Origin of the sequence: Candidatus Methanomethylophilus sp. 1R26, from assembly GCF_001481295.1 — an archaeon.
Classification (GTDB): Archaea; Thermoplasmatota; Thermoplasmata; order Methanomassiliicoccales; family Methanomethylophilaceae; genus Methanomethylophilus.
Genome location: NZ_LOPS01000037.1, coordinates 48,432 through 66,300 on the forward strand (window position 1 = coordinate 48,432; position 17,869 = coordinate 66,300).

The 17,869-nt window shown below is 63.0% G+C and carries 19 protein-coding genes and 3 pseudogenes; 16 read left to right on the forward strand and 6 right to left on the reverse strand.

Features of this window, described 5'->3' with window-relative positions:
- Window positions 1-2: 2 nt before the first annotated feature.
- The 4 genes from pfdA to AUQ37_RS09795 form a co-directional block, all read right to left on the reverse strand.
- Entirely contained in the window at window positions 3-440 is a 438-nt protein-coding gene (pfdA, locus tag AUQ37_RS06685; RefSeq protein ID WP_058747934.1) for a prefoldin subunit alpha, read from the reverse strand.
- A 1-nt stretch (window position 441) separates the two neighbouring features.
- A complete protein-coding gene (rpl18a, locus tag AUQ37_RS06690) occupies window positions 442-666 on the reverse strand; it encodes a 50S ribosomal protein L18Ae (protein WP_058747935.1) in 225 nt (74 codons plus the stop codon).
- Between the two features lie 124 nt (window positions 667-790).
- Window positions 791-1,699 (reverse strand): DNA primase small subunit domain-containing protein, encoded by a 909-nt coding sequence (locus AUQ37_RS06695; RefSeq protein WP_058747936.1) that lies wholly within the window; start codon window positions 1,697-1,699, stop codon window positions 791-793.
- Window positions 1,696-2,019 carry a hypothetical protein gene (locus AUQ37_RS09795; RefSeq protein ID WP_157844336.1) on the reverse strand — a complete coding sequence of 108 codons (324 nt, stop codon included), beginning with the start codon at window positions 2,017-2,019 and terminating at the stop codon, window positions 1,696-1,698. Before AUQ37_RS09795 ends, AUQ37_RS06695 begins: the two co-directional genes overlap by 4 nt.
- 129 nt (window positions 2,020-2,148) lie before the next feature.
- On the opposite strand from AUQ37_RS09795, the pseudogene AUQ37_RS09645 reads away from it, so the two are divergent.
- The 3 genes and pseudogenes from AUQ37_RS09645 to AUQ37_RS06715 all read left to right on the forward strand — a co-directional run.
- A pseudogene (locus AUQ37_RS09645) lies at window positions 2,149-2,880 on the forward strand (TatD family hydrolase); the annotation flags it as partial.
- A gap of 121 nt (window positions 2,881-3,001) precedes the next feature.
- On the forward strand, window positions 3,002-3,766 hold the full coding sequence (locus tag AUQ37_RS06710; RefSeq protein WP_058747939.1) for an MBL fold metallo-hydrolase: 765 nt from the start codon (window positions 3,002-3,004) through the stop codon (window positions 3,764-3,766).
- 84 nt (window positions 3,767-3,850) lie between these two features.
- Window positions 3,851-4,804, forward strand: a complete 954-nt coding sequence (locus AUQ37_RS06715) for a zinc metalloprotease HtpX (protein WP_058747940.1) — start codon at window positions 3,851-3,853, stop codon at window positions 4,802-4,804.
- A 122-nt stretch (window positions 4,805-4,926) separates the two neighbouring features.
- Here the strand turns inward: AUQ37_RS06715 and hxlA are convergent.
- Window positions 4,927-6,212 (reverse strand): annotated as a pseudogene (gene hxlA / locus AUQ37_RS13725) (3-hexulose-6-phosphate synthase); the annotation flags it as partial.
- 223 nt (window positions 6,213-6,435) lie between these two features.
- On the opposite strand from hxlA, the gene AUQ37_RS06725 reads away from it, so the two are divergent.
- The 9 genes and pseudogenes from AUQ37_RS06725 to AUQ37_RS06760 all read left to right on the forward strand — a co-directional run bounded on the left by AUQ37_RS06725 (window position 6,436) and on the right by AUQ37_RS06760 (window position 12,607).
- Window positions 6,436-6,918, forward strand: coding sequence for a low molecular weight phosphatase family protein (locus tag AUQ37_RS06725; protein ID WP_058747977.1), 483 nt, complete (start codon window positions 6,436-6,438; stop codon window positions 6,916-6,918).
- A complete protein-coding gene (locus AUQ37_RS06730; protein ID WP_058747941.1) occupies window positions 6,915-7,487 on the forward strand; it encodes a DUF367 family protein in 573 nt (190 codons plus the stop codon). The genes AUQ37_RS06725 and AUQ37_RS06730 overlap by 4 nt, the downstream gene beginning before the upstream one ends.
- Window positions 7,488-7,498: 11 nt before the next feature.
- Window positions 7,499-7,729: a hypothetical protein gene (locus tag AUQ37_RS06735; RefSeq protein WP_058747942.1), complete on the forward strand. Its 231-nt coding sequence runs from the start codon at window positions 7,499-7,501 to the stop codon at window positions 7,727-7,729.
- A gap of 1 nt (window position 7,730) precedes the next feature.
- The gene (locus AUQ37_RS06740; protein ID WP_058747943.1) at window positions 7,731-9,830 is read left to right on the forward strand and encodes a minichromosome maintenance protein MCM; all 2,100 of its coding nucleotides are present in this window, start codon (window positions 7,731-7,733) and stop codon (window positions 9,828-9,830) included.
- Window positions 9,831-9,835: 5 nt separating this feature from the next.
- Window positions 9,836-10,138 carry a DUF424 domain-containing protein gene (locus AUQ37_RS06745; protein ID WP_058747944.1) on the forward strand — a complete coding sequence of 101 codons (303 nt, stop codon included), beginning with the start codon at window positions 9,836-9,838 and terminating at the stop codon, window positions 10,136-10,138.
- The gene (locus AUQ37_RS06750) at window positions 10,135-11,172 is read left to right on the forward strand and encodes a 60S ribosomal export protein NMD3 (protein WP_058747945.1); all 1,038 of its coding nucleotides are present in this window, start codon (window positions 10,135-10,137) and stop codon (window positions 11,170-11,172) included. The genes AUQ37_RS06745 and AUQ37_RS06750 overlap by 4 nt, the downstream gene beginning before the upstream one ends.
- 5 nt (window positions 11,173-11,177) lie before the next feature.
- Window positions 11,178-11,798 carry a fumarate hydratase gene (locus AUQ37_RS06755; RefSeq protein ID WP_255354899.1) on the forward strand — a complete coding sequence of 207 codons (621 nt, stop codon included), beginning with the start codon at window positions 11,178-11,180 and terminating at the stop codon, window positions 11,796-11,798.
- On the forward strand, window positions 11,785-12,045 hold the full coding sequence (locus tag AUQ37_RS13055) for a fumarate hydratase (RefSeq protein WP_255354900.1): 261 nt from the start codon (window positions 11,785-11,787) through the stop codon (window positions 12,043-12,045). Before AUQ37_RS06755 ends, AUQ37_RS13055 begins: the two co-directional genes overlap by 14 nt.
- Window positions 12,042-12,607 (forward strand): annotated as a pseudogene (locus AUQ37_RS06760) (FumA C-terminus/TtdB family hydratase beta subunit). The gene AUQ37_RS13055 and the pseudogene AUQ37_RS06760 overlap by 4 nt, the downstream one beginning before the upstream one ends.
- Before the next feature lie 21 nt (window positions 12,608-12,628).
- Here the strand turns inward: AUQ37_RS06760 and AUQ37_RS06765 are convergent.
- Entirely contained in the window at window positions 12,629-13,459 is an 831-nt protein-coding gene (locus tag AUQ37_RS06765; protein WP_058747946.1) for a carboxypeptidase-like regulatory domain-containing protein, read from the reverse strand.
- Window positions 13,460-13,556: 97 nt separating this feature from the next.
- On the opposite strand from AUQ37_RS06765, the gene AUQ37_RS06770 reads away from it, so the two are divergent.
- The 4 genes from AUQ37_RS06770 (at window position 13,557) to AUQ37_RS12530 (ending at window position 17,865) form a co-directional block, all read left to right on the forward strand.
- Window positions 13,557-14,207: an HAD family hydrolase gene (locus AUQ37_RS06770; protein ID WP_058747947.1), complete on the forward strand. Its 651-nt coding sequence runs from the start codon at window positions 13,557-13,559 to the stop codon at window positions 14,205-14,207.
- Window positions 14,208-14,310: 103 nt separating this feature from the next.
- Window positions 14,311-14,595, forward strand: a complete 285-nt coding sequence (locus AUQ37_RS06775; RefSeq protein ID WP_058747948.1) for a hypothetical protein — start codon at window positions 14,311-14,313, stop codon at window positions 14,593-14,595.
- Window positions 14,596-14,764: 169 nt separating this feature from the next.
- The gene (locus AUQ37_RS12525; protein WP_235584994.1) at window positions 14,765-15,493 is read left to right on the forward strand and encodes a DEAD/DEAH box helicase; all 729 of its coding nucleotides are present in this window, start codon (window positions 14,765-14,767) and stop codon (window positions 15,491-15,493) included.
- A 56-nt stretch (window positions 15,494-15,549) separates the two neighbouring features.
- The gene (locus AUQ37_RS12530) at window positions 15,550-17,865 is read left to right on the forward strand and encodes a helicase-related protein (RefSeq protein ID WP_235584995.1); all 2,316 of its coding nucleotides are present in this window, start codon (window positions 15,550-15,552) and stop codon (window positions 17,863-17,865) included.
- Window positions 17,866-17,869: the final 4 nt, after the last annotated feature.

Here is a 17,869-nt window from a genome sequence, read left to right on the forward strand (position 1 = left end):
GATCACTGCTGCGGCGCGCCCTGCTGCAGCCTTCTCCTGCGGTACTCGTCCTGGACCTCGGCGGCCAGCTGCTCCGTGTACTGCTGGACTTCCTGCATGGCGGCGAGCGCTTTCTCGAGGGCGTCCTGGACCTCGGCGCCGCTGCGCATGAGGTACTCCTTGGTGTCCTCGAAGCTCTTCTCGACGGAAACGCGGTTGCCGATGCCGACGACCGCGGATTTCCTGCCGGTTACTTTGACGGAAACGAACGAGGACGCTCCGATGGGGATCATGATCTCATCGCCCTCCTTCGCTTTGGACAGGGCGTCGATGGTCCTTACCGCTCTGATGTTGTCATCGCGGGAGGACTGAAGGATCCTGATCTGGCGGGTGATGGCCTCGAGCTGCTGGTTGTAGCTGTCGAGCGTCCTGGCCGCCTCGCGGAGCTCCTCGTCGTTCATCTCATGCACCGATCTGGTACTTCACGACGTGGCTCTGGACCTGGTCGGCGGGGATCTCCTCGACCTTGTCGATCTTGATCTGCCACCTCTTCATCTTGTGCTTGGAGCCGATGGTGGAGAGGGCCTTCTCCCTGACTGCTGCTTCGTCGTCTGCGGCCATCTCGATGGAGAAGGGCTGCTCTTTCCTGGGGTCCGCGAAAGAACCGGTCACGAGGAATGCTTTCATGATATTACCTGCCGTGCCCAACCTTTATTCTATAAATAAAGGTTTGGAGGGCATGCAGCGGAGGCTGCTGAAAGGCCGCCTGCCGCCCGGTCCGCAGGGAGTTTTCAAAGTCGTGTTAACCCGGTCAGCCGAAGAGCTTCTCCCCGGCCTCGCTCGCCCATCCCCATCCGGCGTATCTCCTGCCGACCAGGAACACGGCGCAGTACTCGGGGACCTCGGTCTCCCCCCTGAGGACGAAATGCTGCCCGAGCATGTCCAGTTCCATGTCCTTCTTCATCGTCACTTTGACAGGCTCGTCGGTGTAGGCGTCCGGCACTGCGTACTTCAGGGGGTCGTAATCGGTCAGCTGGTTGCGCGTCAGGTGCGATACGCGCAGGCCGGTCTTCCCGTGGACGGACCCCGGGAGGCGGATCAGCCTCTTGATGTCAGGGGTGACGGGCTTGTCCACCTCGCTCGCCATCCTCGGCGCTGCATCCTTCAGCATGCTCATGATGAACTCCTGCTCGAAGTTAGTCAGCCCCTGCATGGTGCCGCGCTCGAGCATGGTCTGTTCCAGCATGCCGATGTGCTCCGCGTACTTCGCCACGGTCTCCCTGTCCTTCTTCGCGATCGAGGGATATTTCTTCCTCAGGTCGCGGAGGTCCATGGAGCGGACGTCGTCCATGGCCTCGACCATCAGCTTCCTGGTCTTCGCGTACCATCCGCCCTGTTCCGCGGAAGGTATGCGGCGGAACGTCTGCGTCCCGCCGTAAGTGCTGTTCCCGTACTGCCTGGTCCCTGTCGAGGCCTTCTCCACGCGGAAGATCCGGTCGAGGTCGAGCCCCTGGCATGATACGTAGTCGACGATCTCCCTGCGCTCCCTCGTGCCGAGGGTGTAGATATCGTCGGTCCTGAGGTGCGCATGGTACCCCCTGCCGCCGGAGAAGCAGATGTGCACCTGGTCCTCCGTGAAGCCGAGGTCGCTGTACAGGTAATCGTCGCAGAGGGAGATCATCTCCCGGCGGATCTCGACCATCATTTCCGAATAGGTCATATCGTCGCGCCCGCCAGATGGTCGGCGTCGAGGTCGAATATGAGCTCCGCGCCCAGCCACTCCTTGAGGTCCATCTCGGGCTTGGCCGGGTATCTGTAGTATGATGTGGAGTAGTAGCTGTGGCGGGGGACCCTGGTGGCCATGAAGAACTTCAGGTCCTCGGGCGACTGGAAGGCCATGTGCCTTCTCATGGTCCCGCCGAAGGGGATGAAGCCGAACTCCTTCCTGGCGAAACGGTGGGGCATTTCGGGGGTGAAGGAGCGGTAGTACCTCCTGAACACCCTGAAAAGGAACCTGCTGTCTGCATCCAGCAGGCCCATGTCCTGACGTTCCTGTGTCTGATTCGGCCCCTCCATACCCGTTCGAAGTTATCATTGCGCCCTGTTTTATAAAACGATGGCGATGGATGCAGCATGAACCGCGTCCCGGCGTACGACAACCACCTCCATATGAGCCCCGGCGGGCGCAACATCGATGCCCTGAAGGAGTTCGAGGCCGCCGGGGGGACGGGCCTGACGCTGGTTACGCTTCCCTATCCTGAGGTGCCCGTTTCGAAGGGAGAGGATTTCGCACGCTCCTATGACATAACCTACAGGATGGCGCAGACGGCGCGGGAGGAGACGGGCCTGGAGGTCAACGTGGCCGTGGGGCCGTACCCGGTCCTGCTCATAGGCCTGGCGGAGAGGTACGGGCTCCCGGCGGCCGAGGACATGCTCATGCGCGGCATGGAGGACGCCGGGAAGGCAGTCGAGGAAGGCAGGGCGGCCGCGATCGGGGAGATCGGAAGGCCCCACTTCCCCTGTTCCCAGGAGATCTGGGACAGTTCCAACCGCATCCTCGGCAGGGGGATGGAGATCGCCCGGGAGGCCGGCGTCCCCGTCATAATCCACTGCGAGTCCGGCACGGCGGAGACCAATCGGAGCCTCGCGGAGATCGCCCGCGCCGCCGGCCTGGACCCGGGGATGGTGATAAAGCACTCCTCCCCTCCCCTTGTCACCCCGGAGGAGACCTTCGGCGTCATGCCCTCGATGCCCGCTTCCAAGACGAACATAAAGGAAGCGCTGTCGAAGGGATCCGACCGCTTCATGCTCGAGACGGACTACATCGACGATCCCTCCAAGCCGGGGGCGGTGATGTCCGTGACCACCGTCCCGAACAAGGTCCGCTGGATGCTGGCCTCCGGCATCGCCGACGAGGACCTGGTATGCCGCATCTGCAGGGACATCCCGGACAGGTACTACCGGCGCCGAAGGCCCCGCATATTTTGCAAGCGTTATTATCCCAGACAGGGGATTACTGAGCATGAAGGCCAAGATCACCTGCGTCTACGACGAGGGCGCTCTGCCGAACACGCACCTCATCGGGGCAATCGGGATGTCCATCATGATCGATGCGGACGGGAAGCGCTTCCTGTTCGGCCTCGGGCACCGCCCGAGGTATCTGGAGAACAACATGGGCGAGCTCGGCATCGAACCCGACTCCGTCGACGCGGTGGTCGTGTCCCACAACCACATGGACCACCGCGGGGCGCTCGACGGGTTCATGAGGGAGCGGACGAAGCCGATCGACTTCTACGCCCCCGCGTCCTGCTTTGCCGAGGAGAGGAAGCGCTTCGGCCGCACCGACGGCATGTACCCTCCCGAGGGGAAGGAGGGGCTGATGTACAGGAACGACGTCGCCGGATGGACCGACCTGTCGGAGCACGTGCACATATCCCCGCCCATGACCCAGAACGGCGCGGACGAATGCTTCCTGGTCGTAAGCACCAAGGTCGGGCCCGTCCTGATAGTCGGATGCTGCCACATGGGCCTGGACCATGCAGTGGACGCCGTGAAGGAGAGGTTCGGCAGGATCCCGGCCGCCGTCATCGGAGGGCTGCACATCGGGAAGAAGAACGACAGGCTGGCCGACGTGTACGCCGGGTACCTGAAGGACCTCGGGATCAAGAGGCTCTACCTCAACCACTGCACCAACGAGAGGGGGATAGACCGCATGCGCGTGACCCTCGGGATCGACGGGGTGAAGGACTTCTTCGGGGGCCAGACCCTGGAGTTCGACCTGCTCTGATGCGGACCCGTTGCAGCCCGCACTAATGCTTTTTATAGAAGGACAATCAATCCATTAGCCAACCAATCCAACAGGGGTAATGAAATGAAAGCGGCATACAGGCTCAGGACGCTCTCGATATTCGTCATCCTGACACTGTTCATGATGCTGATCGGCTTCGTGATCGGCTGGTTCTTCGGCTACGGGCTCTACGGGCTCGTGCTGATGCTGGCCGTCTCGGTGCTGATAAGCTTCTTCTCGTACTGGTTCTCCAAGCAGTCCGCCCTCAGGGCGAACCGTGTGCACCTGGTCACGCGCGAAGAGGAGCCGAGGCTGTACGGCATCGTCGAGAAGGTCGCGAAGGAGGCCGGGCTGCCTATGCCCGAGGTGGGCGTATGCGAGGCCCCCATGCCCAATGCCTTCGCCACCGGCAGGAACCCGAAGAACGCGGCCGTCGTGGCCACCAGGGGCATCCTGAGGGCGCTCAACGACGACGAGCTGGAGGCCGTCATCGGCCACGAGTTGTCCCACGTGAAGAACCGCGACATCCTCGTGATGTCGGTGGCCTCCTGCATGGTCGCCATCCTCACGTACGCAGCCAGGATGCTCTTCTACGGTGCCGTCTTCTCGGGCGGGGACAGGGACAACAGGAACAGCGCCCTGATGCTGGTCGTCGCGGCCGTCTGCGTGATATTCGTGCCGATCGCCGGCCTCATCCTGCAGCTGGCCGTCTCCCGCAACCGCGAGTACCTGGCGGACGAGACCGGGGCGAGGATCACCCATAAGCCCCGCGAGCTGGCCAGCGCCCTGATGAAGCTCGAGCGCGGATGCAGCTCCCCGAACAACGACTACTCCGACACCGCTCATGCCAACATGTGGATCAGCGAGCCCTGCCGGAAGGGGTTCGCCAGGAACCTCTTCTCCACCCACCCGTCCACCCAGGACAGGGTCGAGAAGCTGGAGAAGCTCGCCGCCGCCATGGACGGCGGGAGGGTCAGGGAATACACTCCCGGAGAGGACTCCTCGAAGAGCGTCATGAAGACCATGACCTCCCGCTGAGGCGGGGAAAACCTTTTCCGTTCCGCCGTCAGCGGGGCCGCTGGGTCATTTTCCCGGCGGCCCCGGCGGAGCGCTTGCAAATTATTATCTGAGCGGCGGAGGGGGTCGAAGCTCCCTCGCTGCACAGGCTCCCATTTGGATATCTCGTTGACCTTGGAGAGAGTGGAGCCCTTCCTGATCTCCGCGCGGACGCGGGTCTCGTGCTCATGGACGTCGAGGGCGCGGTTGGCCACCTCCACGGCCTCCTCCTTGGCGATGACGATGAGGCCGCTCTCATCGCCGACGATCCAATCGCCGGTGCGGACCCTCTGCCCCCCGATGACGATCTCGGTCCCTATGACCCCGGCGCCCTTGGCCTCTCCGGCGCAGGGGACCGCCGTGCGGGCGAAGGCCGGGAACTTCAGGTTCTCGATGTCGTCGATGTCCCTTATCGCGCCGTCGATGACGACCCCTGCGCAGCCCATCTCCATCGCAGAGTTGGATGCCAGCTCGCCCCAGACGGCCATGGGGGCCCCGCCGACGTCGATGACGATGACGTCCCCCTTCTTGGCGCGGTCGATGGCCTCCACGGGCTTCGCCCAGTCGCCGTTCGCCGTCTGGACGGTGAGGGCGCGCCCGACCATCTTCGCATTGCGCTCGATGTACGGGTGCAGGCCGTAGACGACCCCCTTCTTATGGTAGGCGTCCGAGATGTTGCAGGTGGAGACCTTGGAGAACGCCTCGAAGAGCTCGTCCTCGGTATACTTCTTGGCTATGACCTTGCTGATCTCCAGCCCCTTCATGGCCTTCTTGATCTCCGCCGCGGCGCCCTGATATCGTCGGTCTTGGTGATCCCGCCGCCGACGATGATGTCATAAGCGCCCGCCTTCACATAATCGGGAACCGTGTCGGCGGTGATCCCGCCGGCCACCGCCACGGGGATGCTTACTGCCTCCACGATCTTCCTGAGGACATCCACCGGGGCCTCCTCGCCGCGCATCTGGGTATCTATGCCCATGTGCAGGCAGATGTATGCCACCCCGAGCTTCTCGACCTCCTTCGAGCGCTTCACCTTGTCCGGGACGTTGATCATGTCGACCATGATCTCCGCGCCGTACTTCCTCCCGGACTCGACGGCTTCGGATATGGTGGAGTCCTCGGCGAGTCCGAGGACGGTGACGATGTCGGCCCCGGCTTTGGCCATGATCTCCACCTCGAAGGCACCGGTGTCCATGGTCTTGGTGTCGGCCACGATCTTGTGGCCGGGGAACTTCCTCTTCATGGTGCGCACGGCGTCAGTGCCGGCGCTCTTTATCAGCGGGGTGCCGACCTCGACCCAGTCGGCGCCGCCGGCGACGGCCTCCTCGGCGATGCCCTCGCTGCGTTTCAGCTGCATCATGTCGAGGGCCACCTGCAATACGGGTTCCATGCCGTAGCGATGCCCTCGCGTGTATAAGAATGAGCGCCGGGGCAACAGGTTTGGGCGTCTCTGCGAAAATTTTTCGGGTCCCCGCCCCGGATTCATGTTCAGATGAATGCCGCTCAGCTCGCCCGTCAATCATCAGCGTTCAGCTCAATGAAACGATCATCATCGCGGCGCTTCTCATATCGCGAGGAATACTTTAATGATGGCCCCCGCCATGGTACTCTCCATGGCAGCAAAGAAGAAGCAGGAGAAGAAGCTCCGCATCCTCTTCGTAGATTCCAAGAACGATCTCTCCTCGCAGCTTGCCGAGCATTATGCCAGGAAGATGTTCTCGGACAGGTACGAGGTCTACAGCGCCGGCCCCGAGCACGATATCGTCGACTGCGACCTGCTCTCGGTGATGTACTGCGCCGGCGAGGACCTCCGCGACCTGGTCTCCAAGGACTTCTCCGACGACAGGTTCCTCCCGCGCGACGAGGGCTTCGACTTCGTGGTCTACACGGAGAAGCCCGTGTTCGACCGCCTCGCGAAGAAATCCCCCTGGCAGGGGCGCCAGATCTGCGCCCATATGGGGACCAGGGAGGAATTCACCGCCACCGACGATGCCGAACTCGCCGATCAGCTCCTGGCCATGGCGGACCGCGTGTCCAAATGGGTCGCGGAGAACCTGGCAGACCCCGAGAAGCTCAGGTCCCTGATCTCGGCATGATCCCCATTCTCGTCTACGATAAGGACCAGTGCGACCCGAAGAAGTGCACCGCCAAGAGGATGGAGAAGTTCGGCCTGGCCCGCGAGGTTAGGCTCGACCGGATCCCCCGCGGGGCCCTGGTCCTCGACCCCACTGCGGACACCATGCTCTCGCCCGCGGATGCGAAGCACGCTCATCTGGGTCTCGTCGTGCTGGACCTCACATGGACCCATATCTCGGAGCTCCCGCGCATCCGCGCGGCCCGCGGCAGGTGCCTACCCTATCTGGTGGCCGCTAATCCGGTGAACTGGGGGAAGCCGTGGAGGCTCAACAGCGCCGAGGCGGTCCTGGCCTCGCTGATCATCATGGGCATGGACGAGCAGGCCGAGCTGTTCATGGGGAGGTTCAACTGGGCCCCCGAGCTGGTGACGCTCAACAAGGCGCTCTTCGACGAGTACAGGACGGCGGCCGATTCCGATGAGGTCCGGAGCATGTCCGACAGCTACGTCAGGTCGGTGGCCGGAGACGGCGGCGGGGACCGATGTCCGCAGGATGTCCGCGGGCTTGTTTTTAATATTGCGCGAGCATAGGAGACGACGCAATGCCGGACGAACTGTTGGAAATGGTATGGAAGGCCCTGGGGGATGAGCGCATCACCACGGCCGAGGCGGCCGCGAGGCTGGAATCGTATTTCCATTACAGGTGCCCGGACGATCTGATCAAGACGCTCAGCAAATACCGCCGCGAGGGCCTCGTGAAGGGGAAGGTCTCCTTCGAGGACGGCGGATGGATTTGGTGGGCCGACGGCGAATGCCGTTCCAAAGAGGCGTGAGATGGCTGTTTTCCAGGATGATGAGCTGAAGGAGGCATGGGCGAGCATCCTCGGCAAGGAGAAGTACGTCCTGATGCTGAGGGAGATAGCGGACAGTTACCCGGACAAGCGCAGCGTGTTCATAGACTACGACGATATCGACATGTACAGCTCGCAGTTCGCGATGTACGTCATGGAGGCGCCGGACCGCTGCATCGCGGCGGCGTCGGAGTACATCAAGGAATCCGCCATGCCCCCTTCGTGGGACCCTGTCAACATCGTGAACGTCAGGATCACCTCGATCCCCCACGATGCCAAGGTCGGGATCAGGAAGCTGAGGGCGAAGCACCTCGGCAGGCTGGTCTCCGTGGACGGCATAGTGAAAAGGGTCACCCCCGTCCGCCCCAGGATGACCAAGGCGCTCTTCAGGTGCGCCAAGTGCGGCCAGGAGATATGGGTGGACCAGCCGGGCATGATCCTCGCGGAGCCGGCCATGTGCACCAACCCGGCGACCACCTGCAACCGGGGCCCGCTGAAGTTCATACTCGACGAGCAGGAGTCGATATACCGCGATACCCAGAGGATCGATTTCCAGGAATCCCCCGAGGACCTGAGGGGAGGCGACCAGCCCGAGAGGATGAGCGGCTACCTCGAGGACGACATCGCCGGGGAGGTCACCCCCGGGTCCAGGGTCACTTTCAACGGGATCCTTCGGTCGGCCGAGAAGCAGGACAGGAACAAGACCACCACCTTCGAGACCTACCTGGACGTTATCTCGGTGGAGTACGAGCAGCACGAGTACGACGAGATCGTCATAACGGACGAGGACGAGAAGGCGATCCTGGAGATGTCCAGGGACCCCCACCTCTTCGAGAACATCATCGATTCCATCTCGCCGACCATCTACGGCATGAGGGAGGTCAAGGCGGCCGTCGCCCTGCAGCTCTTCGGAGGCTGCCACAAGGTCATGGACGACGGCTCGGCGATCAGGGGGGACATGCACATCCTCATCGTCGGAGACCCCGGAGTCGCGAAGTCCCAGATCCTCCGTTACATGTCCCAGCTGTCCCCCCGCGGGATATACGCCTCCGGCAAGTCCGCCTCGGCGGCCGGCCTCACGGCCACCGCGGTGAAGGACGAGGATACCGGCGGCTGGGTCCTCGAAGCGGGGGCGCTCGTCCTGGCGGACGGCGGCCTGGCATGCATCGATGAGCTCGACAAGATGACCGAGCAGGACCGCTCCTCGCTCCATGAGGCCATGGAGTCCCAGAGGATCTCGGTGGCGAAGGCCGGCCTGACCATGGCCCTCCAGTGCAGGTGCTCCATGCTTGCCGCGGCCAACCCCAAGCTGGGGAGGTTCGACACGGAAGGCTCGGCGATAGCCACCCAGATAGACCTTCCGGCCCCCCTGCTATCGCGTTTCGACCTCATCTTCGTCATGAACGACGTGCCTGAGCCGAAATACGACCGCAAGGTCACCCAGTACATCCTCAAGGTCCACAGGAGAGGGGAGGCGAGGCAGTACAGCGGCTCCGAGTCCCCGGAAGGCGTGGACATCGACCAGATCATGGAGGAGACGGTCGACATCAAGCCCAAGTACTCCATAGAGCAGCTGAGGAAGTACGTGGCCTACGCCAAGCAGCACATCGTGCCGGTCATGACGGACTCGGCCGCCAAGATGATCGAGGACAATTACGTCAGGATCAGGAGCGGCTATTCGGAATCGAAGACGGTCCCCATCACGGCCAGGCAGCTCGAAGCGTATGTGAGGATAGCCGAGGCCTCTGCGAAGATGCGCCTGTCCAACACCGTCACCGACGTCGATGCGCAGCGCGCCATCGACCTGGTCGCGTACTACATGGACAAGATCGCGAGGACCCAGGGAGGCATCCTGGACATCGATAGGATGTCCGAGTTCTCGTCGAAGGACCGCGCCGACATCAACCAGATCGAGAAGATAATCAAGGACGCCGGCGAAAACGGGATCACGACCGAGGACATCATCTCGGCAGCGTCCCATGACGGGATAAAGGCCGCCGAGGTCAACCAGACGCTCGAGAAGCTGAGCCGGAGAGGGGTCATCTACAGCCCCAAGAGCGGGCACTACAGGCACGCAGGGTGATACGCATGGCAGGAGGATTCTATTTCAGGACGCACAGGCACCCTAAGGAGACCATCATCGCGGTCTGCGATGAGGAGGTCCTCGGGAAGACATTCGCGGAGGGAAAGCTCCACATCACCGTCAACGAGGGCTTCTACGGAGGGGACCTCATCGACGAGGCCGAGCTCCGCTCGAGGTTCGAGGCATTCACCATCCTGAACATCGCCGGGAACCGCGCGGTGGACATAGCGGTGGAGATGGGGATCATCGACAGGGGCGCCGTCCTGGAGATAGGCGGCATCAGGCATGCGCAGGCGGTGACGCTGTGAACGGGTTCTGCGTCGAATGCGGCAAGGAGACCGACCAGACCGTCAACGGGATGTGCCTGGAATGCTTCCTGAAGGACAGGCAGGTCCTCTCCCTGCCGGACCATGTCGACCTCCAGAGATGCACCACCTGCGGCCAGTTCTACCGCCACGGGGCCTTCGTGCCTATGGAGCAGGACGAGGCGGCCATATGCGCCGCGGCCGAGGAGCTCCAATGCATCAGCGAGGGCAAGGTCACGGACATCTCCGCCGCCCTCGGGTACCTGGACGATTACAACGTGTCCGTCACCCTCAACTGCAAGGTGGCCGTCGGCGGCTTCACGACCGACGCGGCGGCGACCACCGTCGTCAGGATCAAGAACACCGTCTGCAGGATATGCTCGCGCCGCAGCGGGAACTACTACGAGGCCATACTCCAGATCAGGAGCTCCGGAAAGACGCTGTCCAAGGACCTGCAGGACGAGGTCCTGGCCAGGGTGGAGAAGCTGGTGGACGGCGCCATGAAGACCGACCAGAACGCCTTCATCACCAAGATGGAGATCGTCACGGGCGGGGTGGACGTCTACCTGTCGCTGATCGCCCTGGGGAAGTCATGCGCGCGCGACCTGGCCGATGTCTACGCCGCGGAGACCGACGAGTCCTCCAAGCTGGTGGGGCAGACCCGCGACGGGCTCGATATGTACCGCGTCACCTACCTGGTCAGGCTCCCCGAGTTCCACGTCGGGGACGTCGTCCGCTTCAAGAAGAAGTACTGGCTCCTGTCGCGCGTGTCCGGCAGGGGAGGGAAGATCGTCTCCCTGGACAATTTCCGCGAGACCTCCATCGAGAGGAGGGAGATGCCCGATCTGAAGGTCTACTGCAAGTATTCCGACCTCATCCGCGCCGACGTGATCACGGCCTCCGAGGGTGAGGTCCAGGTCCTGGACCCCTCGAGCTACCAGACCGTTGACCTGCTGGTGCCCAAGGACGCGTCGATTGGGGACAGGGTGCCGGCCGTGAGGATCGATGACGTCCTCTACTACGTGCCGCTGAGGTGATTTCCATGGTGGTCAAACTTCCGGAGACAAGGGAACAGATAGTCGAGAACCTGCTGAAACTGGCCAACACCAAGATCCCCGAGGACATCGGCTGGGCGCTGGAGGCGGCGGCCGAATGGGAGGCGGACGCCTCGGCGCGCACGGTGCTCGGAGCGATCCTGGACAACATCAGGAAGGCCGAGCACCTGGGGAAACCTATGTGCCAGGATACGGGGGTGCCCGTGTTCTGGGTCCGCGGGAGGATCGACCCCGGCATAGCGGACGACATCCGCGAGGCCGTCGTCCGCAGCACCGCGAAGGTCCCCATGAGGCCGAACGCGGTCGACCCGTTCACCAGGAAGAACTCCGGCGACAACACCGGCGCGGGGATGCCCTTCATCCATTACATCCCCACCGCCGACCCGTTCACCGAGATCTCGGTCATGCTGAAGGGCGCCGGGTCGGAGAACATGACGAAGCTCGCCATGCTGAACCCCGCCGAGGGCAGGGAAGGCGTAGTGAAGTTCATCATCGACTCCGTCTTGGACGCCGGCGGGCGCCCCTGCTCCGGGATCGTCGGGATAGCATCGGCGGCACCTCGGACGAGTGCGCCGCGGCCGCCAAGCGCGCCTGATGGAGCCTCTTGACCATGAGGACCCGGACCCGGAGATCAGGAAGCTCGAGGAGGACCTGTTCATAAAGCTGAACAGCTCCGGGCTCGGCCCCATGGGGCTGGGCGGCAACACCACCGTCCTCGGCGTCAAGATAAGGAAGATGGCCTGCCATACCGCCTCCCTCCCCGTCTGCGTCAACATCGGCTGCTGGGCCACCAGGAGGGCGTCCGCACGGATCACCGATTCGGACGTCGAGTACTCCCAGGGGGCGGTCCTGTGAAGACCCTTAACGCTCCGCTGTCCGACAGGGACGTCAGGTCCCTGAAGCTGGGCGAGACCGTCTACATCAACGGCCCCGTGATCACCGGCAGGGACGATGTGCACATCCGCGCGCTGGAGTACCTCGATGAGGGGAAGGAGGTCCCGGAATGCCTCCGCGGCGCGGTCATCTACCACTGCGGGCCCATCATGAAGAAGAACGGCGACAGGTGGACCGTGGTCGCGCCGGGCCCACCACCAGCGCGAGGATGAACTCGCTGGAGCCCCGTTTCATCAGGGAGTTCGGCATCAAGGCGATCATCGGCAAGGGCGGCATGGACCGCGCCACGGCCGAGGCGATGAAGAAGGAAGGCTGCGTCTACCTTGCGGCCGTAGGCGGAGCGGCGGTGTCCCTCGCGGAGGGCCTGTCGCAGGTCGTCGGGTGCGAATGGGAGGACCTCGGCATGCCCGAGGCGCTCTGGAAGTTCAGCGCCGTCCGTCTGGGCCCTCTTACCGTCGCGATGGATGCCGACGGCAACAGCCTCTACGAGAAGGTCAGGCAGAACATCAAAAGGGTGTACTGACCTGGCCCTTCCCGGGGCTCCTCAGGAGTCCAGCTTCTTACCGCTGCGGTGCAGGGCCCATGCCGCTATGGCCATCAAGATGCCGACCAGCAGGCCGCCGAGCATCATGACGTGGGCCAGATCGAAGCCCCACAGATAATGTGTATGGGCCTTCTCTGTCAGATTTACACTCACCGACGTGCCGCCTTCTCCGACGGTAAGTGTGGACTTATAATCATCGAACCCGTCCGCCTTGATTGTAATATAATATTCTCCGACGGACACACTGCTGAACTGAGCAATCCCGCCGGACTTACTTTCCTCCGTACGGCTGTCGTCTTCGTTGGTTTTGTTGGTGATGGTGACCTTGGCCCCGCTGATGAAGTCGCTGCCGTAGATCACCGTGATGGTGAGAGTGCTGGTGGTGGAGGTCATCAGAACCATCCTCATGTCGGATCCGCTCGACTGGGACATGTCATCGGTCAGCATGTAGTAGGTGTTCTCGTTCTCCGTCACGGGCGAAGGGAGCGTTACCGTGTAATATCCTTCTGAGTCGGCCGTTGTCGAGAAAGCTTGAGGCAGAGACCTTACGGTATAGTCCTGATAGGCGAACAGCATGCTGTAGGTGGCGGAGCTGTCGAAACCGGACGTGACGTTGATATCGAATCCGCCGTCAGAGCCGGTCGTAGAGGAGTATCTGGTCACGCTTCCGTCGGACAGCGTCATCTTCACGGTCACCGTCACCCCCTCGATCGCTTCGTTCCCGGAGGAACGGGGCTCGTAGATGTACCCTGAGATGTACGTCTGCCCGGTCTCGGTATCCCCGTCGTCGGCATCCGATCCGTCTGCTAGGATCAGGGACGGCAGGAGCATGCATGCTACGACGCCGCGGCCATCGCGGCCGATACATGTTTCATCGGTCTTCGATATCGGCGATTCGCTTTATAATCTGCGCGTATAAGGCGGTTCAATGGCAAAGACTCTCGCCGTTTTCGACATGGACGGCACTCTGACGGACTCCCGGGAATCCATTTGGCGCTCCTACAGGTACGCGGCCCGCAGGCTCGGAGTCCCGGAGCCCTCCGATGCGGTGCTGAAGGACCATCTGTGCGGGGGCCTCCCGGAGAACTGCAGGGCGATCTTCGGCCCCGAGCTGGCGGACGAGGCGGTCAGGCTCTACCGCGAGGACTACCTCGGGCGCACCGCCGACGACGGCGTCTCCCTCTACCCGGGCGTGAAGGAGGCCCTGGAGAGGCTGAAGTCCTCCGGGATATCCCTGGCGGTGGCGACCATGAAGGTCCAGCCGGCAGCGGAGGCGGCGGTCCGTGCCTTCGGGCTGGAGGGGCTCTTCAGTGCCGTGGCGGGCGCTGACCCGGAGGGGAAGCGCACCAAGGGCCGGATGATCCTCGACTGCGCCGAATCCGTGGGCGCGGACCGCGCCGTCATGATCGGCGACTGCATACAGGACCTGGAAGCGGCCAAAGAGGCCAAGTGCTGGTTCATCGCCGCCTCCTACGGCTACGGGCTTCCCCTGTCGAAGTGCCTGGGGCTCGGCGTCGCGTCCGCGGCCACGCCGGCCGAGGCCGCCGACATCGCCGTCCGTATATCCAGGCGCCCCTGACGCCCTCCGGCAGGTACAATGAAGGGTTTATAACAGGCCAGGGGATTCACAGTACCATTCGAACGGGGAGGGACTGTACTCCCGCCCCGGGAATGTGGCTCATATGGCAGAAACCAAGATGTTGACTTCCAGGAAATACGCCGCCCTCGCGCTCGTCGCGGCGGCCGTCGCGGTATTGGCCTGCGTAAGCGTGTTCGATTCCGGAGAATCCGACGCTGAGGCCGCGGACGATGCGGACGCCTACCAGGCGGATTCCGTGTACGCCTCCTCCGACTGCGATGACGATGACGACGACAACAAGTGCATCGAGGCGGTCATCGAGATCGCCCTCGGCATCGTCGTGCTCATAATCCTCGTCTATTTCGCAGCGCAGGTATTCAAGCACTGAAACGGGGCCCTTCCGGTCCCCTGAAACCCTTTACCGCCTGTCCTGTCGGCGGGCTTCCTCCTGCCCGGATCCCCGCCTGCGGCGCATGGCGATGCAGCGCCTTACTGGCTGTTACCTATTGTTTTTATACGGCGATTTGTTAGGCTTCCCGTTCACTTTCTTTCCAGAGGTGCCGTATACGGAGAAGATAGACAGGAGATACACGATGGACGAGGTCCTCGGCCTCATGGAGCCGCTCACAGCGGCCTGGTTCAGGAAGAGCTTCGGGTCCCTGACGGAACCGCAGAGCATGGCCATCCCCGTGATCCACGAACGCAAGAGCGTCCTAGTCTCCTCTCCCACCGGCTCCGGGAAGACCCTCACCGCCTTCACGAGCATCCTCAACCAGCTGATCAAGTACTACAACGAGGGGAAGCTCGAGGAGAGGATCTATTGCATCTACATCTCGCCGCTCAAGGCCCTCGCCAACGACGTCAACAGGAACCTCAACGAGCCCCTGAGGCAGATGCGGGAGCTCGCGGCCGAGATAGGCCTGCCGGTCCCCGAGATCTCCGTGGCCGTCCGCTCGGGGGACACTCCGCAGAGCGAGAGGCAGAGGATGGTCCGCCATCCGCCGCACATCCTCATAACCACGCCGGAGTCCATGGCCCTCATCCTCGCCTCCCCCAAGTTCAAGGAGTCGCTGAAGAAGACTGAATGGGTCATCCTCGACGAGATCCACGACATCTGCGATTCGAAGAGGGGAGCGTTCCTGTCGCTGACCCTCGAGATGCTGAGGAACTACTGCGAGACCGACTTCACCCGCATCGGGCTGTCCGCCACCATGGCGCCCATCGAGGAGATAGCGAAGTACCTCGTCGGGTTCGACGGCCCCGGGGAGGCCCGGCCCGTTGCCTGATCCAATCCAGTTCGAAGAAGGTCCTGGACCTGAAGGTCATCTGCCCCACCGACGACATGACCGCCCTGCCCACCGAGGTCGTCAGCTCCATGATGTACGACAAGCTCAAGGAGCTCATCGACGAGCACGACACCACCCTGGTGTTCACCAACACCCGTTCTGGGGCCGAGGCCGTCGTCTACAAGCTCAAGGAGCGCGGCCTGGAGAGCGTGGAGGTCCACCACAGCTCCCTCGGCAAGGACATCCGCCTGGACGTCGAGGAGAGGCTGAAGAAGGGGCTGATCAAGTGCGTGGTCTCCTCCACGTCTCTGGAGCTGGGCATCGACATCGGTTCGGTGGACCTGGTGTGCCAGATCGGCTCTCCCAAGAGTGTCGCCAAGGGCCTGCAGAGGATCGGCAGGTCGGGGCACAGCTTCGGGAAGGTCGCTATGGGCAGGCTCATCGTGTTCGACCCGGACGACCTGTCCGAGTGCGCCGTCATGTGCCGCGCCGCCCACCGCAGCGACATCGACAGGGTCGGGATCCCGGAGAACTGCCTCGACGTGCTGTCCCAGGCGGTCGTGGGTATGTCCATCGACCGCAGGTGGGGTGTCGACGAGGCCTACCGCGTGGTGCAGTCGTCCTATTGCTTCCACAACCTGCCGTACGACAAGTTCATCGGCGTTCTGAGGTACCTCGGGAGCAAAGAGGAGCACGAGAACGTATACTCGAAGATCTGGTACGACGAGGACGAGGGCGTATTCGGGAAGAAGAAGGGCGCGAGGATGATCTACTTCATGAACCTCGGCACCATCCCGGAGGAATCCAATTACCGCGTCATAACGTCCTACGGATCCGTCGCCGGGGAGCTCTCGGAGAAGTTCGTCGAGAGGCTCTCCCCCGGGGACGTCTTCGTGCTCGGCGGGAGGTCCCTGGAGTTCGTCCGCTCCAAGGGCATGACCGCCTATGTCAAGGAGGCCAACGGCAGGAAGCCCACGGTGCCGTCGTGGGCGGGCGAGATGCTGCCCAGGTCCTTCGACCTCTCGATGGACGTGGCGAGGTTCAGGAAGGAGATGTCCCAGCTGATCGACGAGAACCCTCCGGACATCCTTCCGAGGCTGTCCGAGGAGTTCGACATCGACGAAGGCTCGGCCCGCTCGCTCGTGTCGTACTTCCGGGAGCAGAAGGCGGTCGCGGGGTTCATCCCCGACATAGACTGCCTTGCGATAGAGGAGTACATCGACCCCTCGGGGAACCAGAGGCTGATCTTCCACTATCCCTTCGGCAGGAGGGTCAACGACGCCCTCTCCCGCGGCTATGCGTACCGCATCACCGCCGCCACCGGGTCGAACGTGTCCGTCACCATCACCGACGACGATTTCATGATCGGGACGACCCACAGGATAGACGTGGCGCAGGTCCCGCGCATGCTGGGGACGAGGGACCTCGAGCCGGTGCTGAGGAAGGCCATCAAGGACTCGGAGATCTTCAAGCTGAGGTTCAGGCACACGGCCGCCCGCAGCTTCATGATCCTCAGGAACTACATGGGCAGGCCGATATCGGTCAACAGGCAGCAGGTCCGCTCCACCTATCTCTTGGACATGCTCCGCGATATGGACAACGAGCCGGTCATCGAGGAGACCTACAGGGAGATCCTGGAGGACGACATGGACATCAAGAACGCCAGGGTCGTCCTGGAGATGATCGAGAGCGGGAAGATGGGCGTCAGGGCCGTCCCGTTCACCGGCACCCCCTCGCCGTTCGCCCACAGCGTCATACTCGCAGGCTTCTCGGACATCGTGCTGATGGAGGACAGGAGCGCCCTCCTCAAGGAGCTCCACCGGAAGGTCCTGGAGCGCGCCCTCGGGGACAGCGTCCGCGAGTTCGAGTTCGATGCCGACGCAGTGACCCAGTACTTCCGCGCCAAGGTCGGGCGCGTGTCCTCCGAGGACGACATACCCAAGCTGCTCATGAAGACCGGCCCGCTGCAGGTGCTCAGGGACAGGGGGAGGAGCATCTACCCCTACTGCGACCCCGACAAGAAGGACGTCGACGCCTGGGTCAGGGACCTGATCCGCAAGGGCGCCCTCCGCACCGTGTTCCTGGACGAGGCCTACGCCGTCCCGGCGGAGATCGCCGAGGAGTACGCGGCCGCCACCGTCAGGGAGAGGACCCTCTCCGAGGCGGACGCCCAGGTGCTGGAGCATATCGGCGCCCGCACCCTGCTGAGCGAGGTCAAGGACGCCCTGCCGGACCTGACCGACGACATCATCTTCCGTTCGGTCAGGAAGCTCGAGTCCATGTACCTGGTCGAGCGCACGGACGTCGCGGAGAACAACCGCTGGTACTTCGGCCGGAGGGAGCCTCCGAAGACCCCCGCGCCGAGGCGGTAGACAG